Origin of the sequence: Algoriphagus zhangzhouensis (genome assembly GCF_900148515.1) — a bacterium.
GTDB classification, from domain to species: Bacteria; Bacteroidota; Bacteroidia; order Cytophagales; family Cyclobacteriaceae; genus Algoriphagus; species Algoriphagus zhangzhouensis.
On record NZ_FRXN01000002.1, the window covers coordinates 767,978 to 780,560 of the forward strand.

The window sequence follows — 12,583 nt, forward strand, 5'->3', positions numbered from 1 at the left end:
CTTTTCACGAAATTGTGATTGTTAGGTGTTCCACGTGAAACGTTTAATATTTCTTATATAAGTTGATAGCAAATTCCTCTTTGCTTCTCATTAATTCTGCTTCAGCTTTTTTCTTGTCTTTGTATCCCATTAAATGAAAGAGGCCATGACTAATTACTCGGCTTAATTCATCTTCTATAGGTACATTCAATTTGGAAGCATTTTCTTTTACTCTGTCTACACTAATGAAAATATCAGCTTCTATTTCGTTTTCTATTTCAGAATTGTCAAAGGTGATAATATCAGTATAGGTATCGTGATTTAAATATTCTACATTGATTTGATAGAGATATTCATCAGTGCAGAAAATGTAATTCAAATCGTTGATTGAATAGTTTTCTCCTTTTGCTATTTCCTTCAACCACTTTTTGCGATTGAGTTTTTGCTTTAGTTGAAAGGGTGTTTCTTCGGTAAAGAAGTGAATTGCCATCTTAATCCATGTAAAAGGATAAAACTGTTCTTTTTCCACCTTCTTCGAATTTGACTTCGTCTGTAAGGTTTTTGATCAAATAGATTCCTCTTCCACCTGGTTTTTCAATGTTTTCAGGAGCTGTGGGGTCAGGTAAAGATTCTATTTCAAAACCTTCTCCTTCATCTTCTATGATAAATTGAAGTTGATCCTCTTCAGCTTTCAATTCCAAATGAACCAATTTCTGCTTGTTGCTTTGATTGCCATGAATGATAGCATTGCTGATACATTCGGTCACAGAAATCATAATATTCCCATAGATATCGTCATTGATCTCGAATTTTTCTCGGGCATTATCAATAAAACTCTCTATGATTTTTATGTTCTCAATTAGAGATGGTATTGAAATTTTTATTGAATTCATTCTTTTTATATGCTATGGGTAATATTTTTTTGTATTTAATCTTCAATTTCCAATACAATTGGACAATGATCCGAATGGACTACGTTTGGCAAAATTACGGCACTTTTTAATTTGTTTTGCAAAGGTTCTGTTGCCATATGGTAATCAATTCGCCAACCCAAATTCTTTGCTCTCGCTCCAGCTCTATAACTCCACCAGGAATAATTGTGAGGCTCTTTATTGAAATGTCTGAAAGTGTCTATAAAACCTGATTCGGTGAACTTGTCCATCCAAGCTCTCTCATCAGGTAAGAAACCAGATGAATTCTTATTTGAAACTGGATTATGAATATCTATGGCTTTGTGACAGATATTATAATCACCACTCAAGATCAAATTGGGATGATCCTTTCTTAAGTCTTGCATGTAACCATAAATATCATCTAGGAATTCATATTTGAAATCCTGTCTGATATCTCCTGTGGTTCCAGAAGGGAAATAGGCTGATAGGAATGAGAAGTTATCAAACTCGGCCTGGATCAATCTCCCCTCATCATCGTACTTCCCTAAATCCATTCCTATTTTGACAGATTTAGGTTTGATTTTGGTGAAAATAGCAACTCCAGAATACCCTTTTTTGACAGCTGAAAACCAATATAATTCATAGCCCAAGTCTGTAAAAACACTGGGGTCTATTTGGGAAATATCTGCTTTAAGTTCCTGAATACCAATGATATATGGGTTTTCTTGCTTTAGCCATTCTACAAAACCTTTTTTCATGGCTGCCCTGATTCCATTGACATTATAAGATATAATCTTCATGCTTTATTTAATCTCTATTTGGTATTCCTTCTCAAAATATTCAAGAATTTGAATCTTTAGGAGCTTTTCCTGATCTAAAAGATCAAAATGGGGTAATTCTTTCATTAGTTTCCAATGTGGCCATCCTTCCTGATCCACAAAATCCAATTCATAGTAGCCTGCATAACTCAATACTTTGCAGACTGCAATATGCATCAGATCTTGCTTCTGTTCTTTTGAAAAAACCTTGGTTCCCTGACCCAACTCTTGTACTCCGATAAGAAAGAGTACGCCATTTAAGTCTTTGGGTTTTTTCCCAATGCTTTCTTCCAGTCCAGTTAATAATTTGGACCACTTTTTTTCTAAATCAAGATCTCTTTTAAACACTTTATATTATTGGTTTTCAAGTTCTTCCCAATATTCTACAGCTCTTCTAAGATGTGGAATCACAATGGATCCTCCAATAAGAGTTGCAATGGAAAATACTTCGAATATTTCTTTTTTGGTGAGGCCAACCTCATAGCATTTGCCCAAATGGTATTTGATACAATCATCACATCTCAATACCATGGAGCATGAAAGCCCAATCATTTCTTTGGATTTAATATCCAAAGCACCTTCAGCATAGGCATTGGTGTCCAAATTGAAAAACCTCTTGATTACCTTATTATCCTCCGCCATGATTTTATCATTCATGCGGGCTCTGTAATCATTGAATTCCTCTATCAAATTCATTAAATTAATAGTTAAGGATGAATTAACTGCAAATATACAGCATATAAGTCAGCAGTTTGAATAACAGAGCAAAGCGTCTATGCGTTTACTTTTTGTCAAAGATTTTTTAGATCTCATTTTTCCACGGAACTGTGAGCTTTGCGGTCGTAATTTGATCGATGCAGAAACCTGTCTTTGCACTCTTTGTCAGGGAAAATTACCCATTACTAATTATCATTTGAGATCCTGGGACAATGATTTAAAGTCCAAAATTGAAGGTTTGACAAAGGTTGGTCAGGTAATGGCTTTTTTAAACTTTTCTAAATCAGGTAAAAGTCAAGAAATACTGCACAAGCTGAAGTATAGAAACAAGCCAGAAATCGGAAGGTATTTGGGTAATTTGTATGGTAAATTATTGATAAATAGTGATTTCTTCTTCAATTGGAATGTAATTGTGGCTGTTCCACTTCACGAAATGAAACGGGTAAGAAGAGGCTATAATCAAAGTGATGAATTTGCAAGAGGCCTAAGTGAGGTTTTAAATATTCCAGTTGTACAATCTTTAAAAAGGGTAGTTTCTACAGAAACACAAACCAAGAAATCCAGATTGCAACGATTGGAAAATGTAGAGAATGTTTTTGTTGTCGAGAATCCTGAAAGTATTAAAGGAAAGAATATTTTGCTCGTGGATGATGTGATGACTACCGGAGCAACCTTAAGTTCTTGTGCCAATGTGCTTTTGGCTAGTCATGCAAAAAATGTAGATTTAGCATGTATCGCTGCAGGCGGAAAAATCTAAGAAAAATGACTGACATTGAATTCCTAAAATATCCCATTGGAAAATTCCAATTTGATCCAAATTCTGATGAACATAGCCTTCAAAAGGCAATAGAGACCATAAAATCATTGCCTGAACACTTGATGGAAACAGTCAAGTACTTGTCTGAACCGCAATTGGATACTCCCTATAGACCCGGAGGATGGACTGTAAGACAAGTGATTCATCATGTTGGTGATAGTCATATGAATGCTCTGATTCGTTTCAAATTGGCTTTGACAGAGGATAATCCGACAATCAAGCCTTATGATGAGGCAGCTTGGGCCAAACTTTCAGATTATTCATTCGAAATTGAATTATCTCTCGCTTTGATCCGATTGATACATGCAAAGTGGGTGGCAATCCTGGAACATATGACTGAAGCAGATTTTCAGAGAACATACTTTCATCCCGAAAGCCAAAAAGCACAGACCTTGCTTGAAGTAGCACACATGTATGCTTGGCATTCTCAGCATCATCTTTCCCATATTCAGCAATTGATGATTCGTGAAAATTGGACGACTCCGACGCCATGAATATTTCTTTAAAAAATCAACGAATTCTGGTAACTGGTGCATCTCGAGGAATTGGGAGAGCTATTGCCAAACAATTATCTGATTCAGGAGCTGAAGTGATCATTCATTTCAATTCCAATCAAAAAGAAGCTGAAAAACTGCTTCAAGAGCTGAAAAATCCAGCTTTTATAGAAAAATGTGATCTGTCCGATTCAGCTCAGGTTTCAGGATTTATTCCTTTTTTGGTTGAAAAATATGGCCATTTATCTGGATTAGTAAATAATGCGGGGATTGCTATATCGGCTCCTGATACTTTGGCAACTGATGATTGGTTGGCTATTTGGGAAAAGACAATGGCTGTGAATTCGACAGCCGTTGGGATTTTGTGCAAAGAATTTGTAGACCAGGCAAAGCCGCAAAAAGAAGGAAGAATAGTCAATATCTCTTCTAGAGCAGCATTTAGAGGTGATACAACAGATTATTTGGCTTATGGAGCCTCCAAAGGTGCTTTGGTAAGTTTGACCAGATCCATAGCAAGGCATTATGGAAAACAAGGAATTAAAGCCTTTTTGATAGCCCCAGGCTTTACTAGAACGGATATGGCTGAAGAAATTCTTTCTGAATACGGAGAAGAGTTTGCCTTGAATGATATTGCGCTTAATGAATTGACCCGCCCGGAGGATATCGCACCTATGGTCACATTGCTTTGCTCAGGTTTGGCAGATCATGCGACCGGCACATCCATCGATATTAATGCGGGCTCCTACGTTCGATAAAACCTCAAGAGCTTTGAAGAGTTTATTGAATTGAAAGCATCTAACCAGACCTGAATTTCAATTCATGGCTTCAAATGACCCAATTTTCACTCCTGAATTAGTCAAAATCATCAAAATATTTGGTCTAGCCTCGATTTTGATGGTTTTGGCTCTTTCTTTTTTCAATACCAAACGAGCCAATAATACTGGAGAGGATCATACTTTTCGGATGAGCGATTCGGCCAGATTGTATTTTTTGAATTTGAAAGCCATAGAATATAATCGGGAAGTTCGATTAGATGCAGGAATGACTCTGTTTAGACATCAGGATATCAATGCATTTGATAATTCCCCCTTCGTCAATTTGATTTTAATACTTAATCCTGTTCAGGATGAATCCTATTTATATTTAGAACCTGTAAACCTGGAATGGCCCATAGAAATTGAACTTCAAAATGACTCTGGGACTGAGACATTCATATTGGATGATGGAAACAAATTTCAGCATTTTGAAAATATTCAAAAGCTTATCCCCTATATCGAGTCAGATTCTCAATTCTTCATTTTTGATCAAGGACAAAAAATACCTCTTTGGGAGAAAGAAGTGGAAAAAGAAGGGCTGAAACGGATTTTGGAAGATTATTTTAGGATTCTTGAATCCTAAAAATAAGAAATGACAGCTCTCGATCTCTTTAAATCCCAAATCGGAAAAACTTTAGACAAAACTCCTTCTCCCGCTGGCAATTGGTTAGCCGGGACACTTTTGGAAATAGAGGTGGGTAAAATTAAAGTCTCCTATACTGTTCAACCTTACATGTGCAATCCCGCCAAAATCCTTCATGGGGGAGTCGCTTCTCTGATGATGGATGACGTGATCGGAATGGCTAATTACGTTGCCGAATCTGAATTCCTGATGACCACTGTCAATCTGCACGTAGACTTCCTTTCCTCCGCACAAATTGGGGAGACTTTAGAAGTGACTGCCAAGTTGGTAAGAAGCGGTTCCAACCTGAATCATTGGGATGTTGTAATTAAAAAAGAGTCGGGTAAAATCGTTGCCAAGGCCAGCTCCAATATGATTAAAACTCGGGTTAAAATTTCGGATCTAGGGTTTTAGTTTTATCATTGTGTTTAGTTAAACCACAATTTAATTTTACACAATGAAAAAAGTCCTATTTTTATTTGCTTTTTGTACTATTTCCACTCTGTCCTTTGCACAATGGGGTGTTTCCTACCATCAGAGTAATCTTCCTTTTATTGGTATAAATACTCAATTGGGAGAAAAATGGCTTCCTGAATTCCGAATAGGAACAGATAATTATGTGGAAAACTTAGGTTTTGAGCTCGTAGCCAATTATTTGATCAAGTCAGAGGAAAGTACTCAGATTTATGTTGGTGCTGGCGCAAGGGCTAACATATTTGGAGGAGCTGTAATTACATCAGGGATTAATTATTATCCATTCAATAAAAAAGATTTTGGCTTTCATATGGAAGCAGCACCTTTGATCAATGTAGAAAGCGGATTGATTTTCCGAGGATCATTTGGGATTCGATATCGATTCTTAAAGGAATAGAACCTATAAAGAGGAAAGGGAGAGTTTAATATTCTCCCTTTTGAGAATTTTATTCTTTTTTCCATCCTTTTTCTTGTAGGTGAAAAAGGACCAAAAAACCCACCGCTGTCCATTTTTGGGTTAAAATCAATTTCCTGCCCACACGTCGGCAAACTCCTCAATTTTGCATGGATTCTTGTCTAACCCTGAAGTTTGAGGAAGCAAAATTTTCGTCAAACAAGCCTCCTAATTTCAACCCTCACAATTGATTTCTTAACACCCAAAACTGGAAGGCGGGTCCTTCCAAAAGTTGAATTTCTGGACTCAATTTAAAGACTCCATTTTTTCCTTTTTAGGATGTTTAAAGAATTTGAAGGTTATAGGTGTGACAATCGGAAAAGATAAATTCTTTAAAACTGCTCCAACTTCACCATCAAATCCCAAACGGCAATCCCCAGGGAAACAGAAATATTCAAAGAGTGTTTGGTCCCCAATTGTGGGATTTCCAACACTTGATCGCAAGCTTTCAAAACGCTCTCTTCTACACCAAAAACTTCATTTCCGAAGATTAAAGCATATTTTTTATCCTTTTCAGGTTTGAATTCATTGAGCATCACAGATTGATCTACTTGCTCCAAAGCACAAAGTTGATATCCATCGGCTTTCAATTTATCGACAGCAATTCCGGTATTCAAGCAATATTCCCACTCGACGGATTCGGTTGCACCCAAAGCAGTTTTTTGAATATCTCGATGAGGGGGAGTACCAGTGATTCCGCAGAGATAGATTTTCTCTACACGAAAAGCATCACCAGTTCGGAAAGCAGAACCCACATTGTTCAAACTTCTCACATTATCCAAAACGATAACGATAGGCGATTTTTCTGTCTCTTTAAATTCTTCAACGGAGAGTCTTTCGAGCTCTTCCATACTTAATTTCTTCATCTTTTTTGATCTGCCTTGCTTATACTCTATTTTCAAACTTTATTCGTTCCCCCAAATTTAAGAGAATTAAACTGTACTCATGAGTAAAGCCAAAGACGGAAAAGAAACTCCCTTGATGAAGCAATACAATGCCATCAAAGCAAAACATCCAGGAGCATTATTGCTATTTCGGGTGGGTGACTTTTATGAGACATTTGGAGAGGACGCTGTCAAAGCAAGCAAGGTGTTGGATATCGTATTGACAAAAAGAGCCAATGGATCTGCTTCCCATATCGAATTGGCAGGTTTTCCACATCACTCCTTGGATAATTACTTGCCAAAGCTTGTTCGTGCTGGTAATCGAGTTGCGATTTGTGATCAATTGGAGGATCCAAAATCTGTCAAAGGGATTGTAAAGCGCGGTGTCACAGAATTGGTGACTCCGGGACTTTCTTACAATGATCAGGTATTGGATACTCGAAAAAATAATTACCTGGCATCTATCCATTTTGGAAAAGAGAAGCATGGAATCTCATTTTTGGATGTTTCCACAGGCGAATTCATGTGTGCAGAAGGTAATTCATCCTATTTGGAAAAATTGCTTCAGAGCTTTTCTCCTTCGGAAATTATTTTTTCAAAAGCTTCCAAAAAAGTAGCAGCTGATTTATTCAAGACGGATTATATCACTTTCCATTGTGAGGATTGGGTTTTCCAATACGATTATACCTACGAGCGACTAAAAACACATTTCGGCACTTCCAATTTGAAAGGCTTTGGGATCGAGGATTTGGAATTGGGAATCGTGGCTGCTGGTGCTATTCTTTATTATCTGGAAGAAACCGAGCATAAGGAGATTCAACATATTTCAGCTATTTCTCGAATTGCAGAGGAGAAATACGTGTGGTTGGACAAATTCACCATCCGAAACCTTGAATTGGTTTTCCCTCAGCATGAAGGAGGGGTTCCTTTGATTCAGATTTTGGATCAGACGGTGACTCCTATGGGTTCGCGAATGATGAAAAAGTGGATGGTTTTGCCGCTTAAGGAGAAAGCCCCTATTGAAGAGCGATTGAATGTAGTTGATTTCTTCTATCAAAACCCTGGAACAATTGATGAGATTGTAGATCAATTAAAGCATATCGGTGATTTGGAGCGATTGATTTCCAAAGTGGTGGTTGGTCGTGCCAATCCTCGGGAAATGAATCAAATCAAAAGAGCCCTGAAAGCAATCTTGCCGATCAAGGATCTATTGAAAAATCAGGAAAATCCTACACTAAAAAGACTTTCTGACCAGATTCATCCTTGTGAATTCATTCTTGAAAAGATCGAAAGGGAATTGCAGGAAGATGCTCCGATGCTAGTTCATCAAGGGGGAGTGATCAAGGATGGAGTTGATGCGGATTTGGATGAGTATCGCAACTTGGCCAATAAGGGCAAGGACTATTTGGTACAAATCCAGCAGCGTGAGATCCAGAATACTGGAATTACTTCTTTGAAGATCGCTTACAATAAGGTTTTCGGGTATTATCTGGAAGTGACTCATGCTCACAAAGATAAGGTGCCCGAAGAGTGGATTCGTAAACAAACTTTGGTGAATGCTGAACGGTATATTACCCAAGAACTGAAAGAATACGAAGAGAAGATTTTGAATGCTGAAGAGCGAATGATCGCTTTGGAGCAAAAGTATTTTTTGGAATTGGTAACTGAAACTGCTCAGTTCGTTACTCAAATCCAGCAAAATGCCCGAGTTATTGGGACTTTGGATGCATTGCTGTCATTTGCAAAAGTAGCCTTGACAAATAATTATTGCAGGCCGAAAGTATCTGATACAGAAACTCTGGAAATCAAGGACGGACGTCACCCAGTAATTGAAAAGCAACTTCCTCCAGGTGAAGATTATATTCCGAATGATATTTACTTGGATCATGATAGTCAGCAGATCATCATCATCACGGGTCCAAACATGGCCGGTAAGTCCGCTCTTTTGAGACAGACTGCCCTAATCGTATTGATGGCTCAAATGGGATCTTTTGTCCCTGCTTCTTTTGCAAGAGTGGGAATCATTGATAAAGTATTTACTCGTGTGGGAGCTTCGGATAATTTGTCTCGTGGAGAATCCACTTTTATGGTGGAAATGACAGAGACTGCCAGCATTTTGAATAATCTCTCTGATCGAAGCTTGGTCTTGATGGATGAGATAGGTCGTGGTACTTCTACCTATGATGGGATCTCTATTGCTTGGTCTATCGTAGAATACCTACATAATCATGAAAATTTCAAGGCAAAGACCCTTTTTGCCACCCATTACCATGAATTGAATCAATTGACTGAAGATTTTCCTAGAATCAAGAACTTCAATGTTTCTGTGAAGGAAGTGGGAAACAAAGTCATTTTTATGCGAAAGCTTAAGGAAGGCGGAAGTGAGCATAGTTTTGGAATCCATGTGGCTCAAATGGCTGGGATGCCAAACCCAGTCGTACTAAGAGCTGCAGAGATCATGGGGCATTTGGAAAAAGACAAAGCAGTGGCCCAGGATCGCGAAAATTTAAAGTCTGTTCCTAAGAATAATTATCAAATGAGTCTCTTTGAAATCGATCCAAAATTCAAGGATGCGAAGGAGTTATTGGACCAAATTGATATAAATTCTATCTCTCCAATAGAAGCTTTGTTAAAATTGCATGAGATAAAGAAAAAATTAGACTAGGATTGAATTTTTAGTATCTTATGCCTAGTAATTAGTTAATAGTGGCTGTATGGATAAGGTATTTTTAGAGGACCTTAAAAGGCAGGAAAAGTATTTAAAGTATTTTAAAAAGTGGTCGGATCAGGAATTCAAGAGCCATCCGAATGAAGAAGAGTTAATCAAAAACCTCAAAACCCTGAGTGAAAATCTTGGGATGAGGGATGGTTTAATGCTTTGTAGTTTTGACTATAGAAATTTGGACCTGGCCTTTTTTGCGGGAAGAATTGAAAAGTATACTGGAGTTCACCCTTCGGTTTTTGAGAAGATGGGTTTTGAGGCGACCATGTTTATCTTTCATCCGGAGGATAGAATGGAAATGTTGAAATTCTGGACCCTCGTCTTGGAGTCATTTCAACAGATAAGTATCAAAGAGCGTCATTCATTCGAGTATTCTTATACTACAAGAATTGTTCACCGGAAAACGAAGAAGGAAACTTGGATTGTCGGAAAAGTGAGACCTTATTTGATTGATGGTGATGGGAATTTTGTGATGGATTTACACATCATATTACCATTGATGAATACTCCCAAAATCAAAGAATATGATTGGAATTACTCTTTTACGAGTGATGAAGGAAATCGAGTCATCGTTTCTAAAACTTCACCGAGCAAAAGAGAGGTCAAGCTTACCAAAAAGGAGAAAGTGATTGTTGATTTGATGCTAAGTGGAGCTGTATCCAAAGAGATCAGCCAGCAATTGAATATTTCAGTAAACACCGTTGGGACACATCGGAAAAATATACTTCGGAAGCTTGGTGCCAGAAATATTGGGGAGGTTGCAAATATTTTAGCCTCTTATGATTTTTGAAAAATGGCTGATAATCAGTCAGAATGGACTTTTTGGAAAAAATCTTTAAAAAATTTCTCTTCCCAACTATTGTAAAAACCAATCTGGGTCTTACCTTTGCATCCACAATTCGCTCGGATCACGTTCCGAGTTAGTCCAAATAAGCGAGAGTAGCTCAGTTGGTAGAGCACGACCTTGCCAAGGTCGGGGTCGCGAGTTCGAATCTCGTCTCTCGCTCAAACAGCCCTTGATTCAAGGGCTTTGTTGTTTTAGGACAATAATAAAGCCTCTCTATTTTCGAATAGAGCAAGCCGGGATGGTGGCCCTCGATAGCTATCGGGGAGGTAACACCAAGAATTCAAATCTATGGTTTCCGAACCCTAGATGAAGCCGGGATGGTGGAATAGGTAGACACGCAAGACTTAAAATCTTGTGGCCTTTAGGCCGTGCGGGTTCGATTCCCGCTCCTGGTACTTTAAGCCTCGCCCCGATAATTATCGTGGGTGGGGCTTTTTGTATTTATAAGCCTTGCTGATTTCAAATTTTTTCAAAAACAATCCCATGTTCCTTGGGTCTGGTTATTAAGACTTATAAATTTGAATGACCATTCAACTTTTGCCTTTTTTCTATTTTATTCAAATTCCAAAAGGCTTAAAAAAATCCCAAGAAATGCAGACCATCCCTTTATTTATCGATAACAAACCTGTTGAAGGAATAGGTAAATCCTTTGATAACTTCAATCCTGCAACTGGTGAAAAGACACATCGAGTGACCAGTGCTTCGCAGGAGGATTTTGAAAAAGCCATAGAGTCAGCTAAGAAAGGCTTTAAAGTTTGGTCATCCATGTCTCCGACTGAGAGAGGAAGGATTTTGCATCGAACTTCTATGCTTTTGAGAGAAAAGAATGAAGAACTTGCAAGCCTGGAATGTCAAGATACCGGTAAACCAATCCGCGAGGCCATTGCAGTGGATGTGATCTCAGGCGCGGACTGTCTAGAATATTATGCTGGCCTTGCCCCCGCTCTTCATGGAGAGCATGTCAATCTGGGAGGAGACTTTGCTTATACCAAAAGGGAGCCTTTAGGCATCTGCGCAGGAATTGGAGCTTGGAATTACCCGATTCAAATAGCCTGTTGGAAAGCTGCGCCGGCATTGGCTTGTGGAAATGTCATGATTTTCAAACCGGCAGAATTGACACCTTTGACGGCATACAAATTAGCAGAGGTTTTCAAAGAAGCGGGAATGCCTGATGGCGTTTTCAACGTCATTCAAGGGGATGCCGAAGTAGGTAAAATGATGACGGCTCATCCAGCGATAGCCAAAGTCTCTATAACAGGAGAGGTTGGAACTGGCAAAAAAGTGATGGCTGCATCTTCCAATACATTGAAGCATGTTACTTTAGAACTGGGAGGTAAATCTCCAATTGTCATTTTTGAAGATGCGGATTTGGATGAAGCTGTAAATGGAGCATTACTTGGAAATTTTTATACCCAAGGAGAAATCTGTAGCAATGGAACCAGAGTTTTTGTCCATGAAAATATACGTGAGGAATTCTTGGAAAAATTAGTAGCACGCACCAAAGAGTTAAAAGTTGGAGACCCTACAGATCCTAAAACTCAATTAGGCGCTTTGATTAATGAGAATCATTTTGATAAAGTGATGCACTATATCTCTGAGGGAAAGAAAGAAGCAGAATTGATTTTGGGAGGAAATCAGAAAGAGGTAGCGGGTTGCGAAGGAGGATTTTTTGTGGAGCCTACAATTTTCCTTTGTGATTCAGATGATTTAAAGATCGTGAAGGAGGAAATATTTGGCCCGGTGATGTCTGTTTTGACTTTCCAATCAGAAGAAGAAGTAGTCGATAGAGCCAATGATACTCCATTTGGACTAGCAGCAGGTGTTTACACTCAAAATATCCGCAAAGCGCATCGAGTGGTTGGAAACTTACAAGCGGGAATGTGTTGGATCAATACTTACAATATCAACCCGGTAGAAATACCTTTCGGAGGATACAAACAATCAGGAATTGGTAGAGAAAATGGTTTGGCAGCAATTGAGCATTATTCTCAACTCAAAACGGTTTATGTTGCCATGAACGATTTGGGAGATCCCTTTTCTTAATCCT

Annotated in this window: 15 protein-coding genes and 2 tRNA genes; 11 read left to right on the forward strand and 6 right to left on the reverse strand. The window is 38.4% G+C overall.

Annotated elements, in window-relative coordinates:
* Positions 1-43: 43 nt before the first annotated feature.
* The 5 genes from ybeY to BUF13_RS09210 are packed head-to-tail and all read right to left on the reverse strand — an operon-like array spanning position 44 to position 2,386.
* Complete coding sequence (gene ybeY, locus BUF13_RS09190; RefSeq protein ID WP_073571472.1) at positions 44-469, reverse strand: rRNA maturation RNase YbeY; 426 nt, start codon at positions 467-469, stop codon at positions 44-46.
* A gap of 1 nt (position 470) precedes the next feature.
* Entirely contained in the window at positions 471-872 is a 402-nt protein-coding gene (locus BUF13_RS09195; protein WP_073571473.1) for an ATP-binding protein, read from the reverse strand.
* 35 nt (positions 873-907) lie between these two features.
* Entirely contained in the window at positions 908-1,672 is a 765-nt protein-coding gene (locus BUF13_RS09200; protein ID WP_073571474.1) for an exodeoxyribonuclease III, read from the reverse strand.
* A gap of 3 nt (positions 1,673-1,675) precedes the next feature.
* Positions 1,676-2,038 carry a hypothetical protein gene (locus BUF13_RS09205; protein ID WP_073571475.1) on the reverse strand — a complete coding sequence of 121 codons (363 nt, stop codon included), beginning with the start codon at positions 2,036-2,038 and terminating at the stop codon, positions 1,676-1,678.
* 6 nt (positions 2,039-2,044) lie between these two features.
* The gene (locus tag BUF13_RS09210; RefSeq protein ID WP_073571476.1) at positions 2,045-2,386 is read right to left on the reverse strand and encodes a carboxymuconolactone decarboxylase family protein; all 342 of its coding nucleotides are present in this window, start codon (positions 2,384-2,386) and stop codon (positions 2,045-2,047) included.
* A 79-nt stretch (positions 2,387-2,465) separates the two neighbouring features.
* On the opposite strand from BUF13_RS09210, the gene BUF13_RS09215 reads away from it, so the two are divergent.
* The 6 genes from BUF13_RS09215 to BUF13_RS09240 all read left to right on the forward strand — a co-directional run bounded on the left by BUF13_RS09215 (position 2,466) and on the right by BUF13_RS09240 (position 6,026).
* On the forward strand, positions 2,466-3,164 hold the full coding sequence (locus tag BUF13_RS09215) for a ComF family protein (RefSeq protein ID WP_073571477.1): 699 nt from the start codon (positions 2,466-2,468) through the stop codon (positions 3,162-3,164).
* A 5-nt stretch (positions 3,165-3,169) separates the two neighbouring features.
* Positions 3,170-3,718: a YfiT family bacillithiol transferase gene (locus tag BUF13_RS09220; RefSeq protein ID WP_170865141.1), complete on the forward strand. Its 549-nt coding sequence runs from the start codon at positions 3,170-3,172 to the stop codon at positions 3,716-3,718.
* Positions 3,715-4,473 carry an SDR family NAD(P)-dependent oxidoreductase gene (locus tag BUF13_RS09225; RefSeq protein WP_073571478.1) on the forward strand — a complete coding sequence of 253 codons (759 nt, stop codon included), beginning with the start codon at positions 3,715-3,717 and terminating at the stop codon, positions 4,471-4,473. Before BUF13_RS09220 ends, BUF13_RS09225 begins: the two co-directional genes overlap by 4 nt.
* Before the next feature lie 64 nt (positions 4,474-4,537).
* On the forward strand, positions 4,538-5,116 hold the full coding sequence (locus BUF13_RS09230) for a hypothetical protein (RefSeq protein ID WP_073571479.1): 579 nt from the start codon (positions 4,538-4,540) through the stop codon (positions 5,114-5,116).
* A gap of 9 nt (positions 5,117-5,125) precedes the next feature.
* Entirely contained in the window at positions 5,126-5,569 is a 444-nt protein-coding gene (locus BUF13_RS09235) for a PaaI family thioesterase (protein WP_073571480.1), read from the forward strand.
* Positions 5,570-5,612: 43 nt separating this feature from the next.
* A complete protein-coding gene (locus tag BUF13_RS09240; RefSeq protein ID WP_073571481.1) occupies positions 5,613-6,026 on the forward strand; it encodes a hypothetical protein in 414 nt (137 codons plus the stop codon).
* 389 nt (positions 6,027-6,415) lie between these two features.
* On the opposite strand, the gene BUF13_RS09245 is transcribed toward BUF13_RS09240, so the two are convergent.
* Positions 6,416-6,949 (reverse strand): RNA methyltransferase, encoded by a 534-nt coding sequence (locus BUF13_RS09245; protein WP_073571733.1) that lies wholly within the window; start codon positions 6,947-6,949, stop codon positions 6,416-6,418.
* A 79-nt stretch (positions 6,950-7,028) separates the two neighbouring features.
* Between BUF13_RS09245 and mutS the strand changes: the two genes are divergently transcribed.
* From mutS to betB, 5 genes are all read left to right on the forward strand, one after another.
* Positions 7,029-9,632, forward strand: coding sequence for a DNA mismatch repair protein MutS (gene mutS, locus BUF13_RS09250; protein ID WP_073571482.1), 2,604 nt, complete (start codon positions 7,029-7,031; stop codon positions 9,630-9,632).
* A gap of 49 nt (positions 9,633-9,681) precedes the next feature.
* A complete protein-coding gene (locus tag BUF13_RS09255) occupies positions 9,682-10,479 on the forward strand; it encodes a helix-turn-helix transcriptional regulator (protein ID WP_073571483.1) in 798 nt (265 codons plus the stop codon).
* A 143-nt stretch (positions 10,480-10,622) separates the two neighbouring features.
* Positions 10,623-10,695, forward strand: a tRNA-Gly gene (locus BUF13_RS09260).
* Between the two features lie 152 nt (positions 10,696-10,847).
* A tRNA-Leu gene (locus tag BUF13_RS09265) sits at positions 10,848-10,931 on the forward strand.
* Positions 10,932-11,127: 196 nt separating this feature from the next.
* Positions 11,128-12,579: a betaine-aldehyde dehydrogenase gene (gene betB, locus BUF13_RS09270; protein ID WP_073571734.1), complete on the forward strand. Its 1,452-nt coding sequence runs from the start codon at positions 11,128-11,130 to the stop codon at positions 12,577-12,579.
* Positions 12,580-12,583 lie beyond the last annotated feature (4 nt).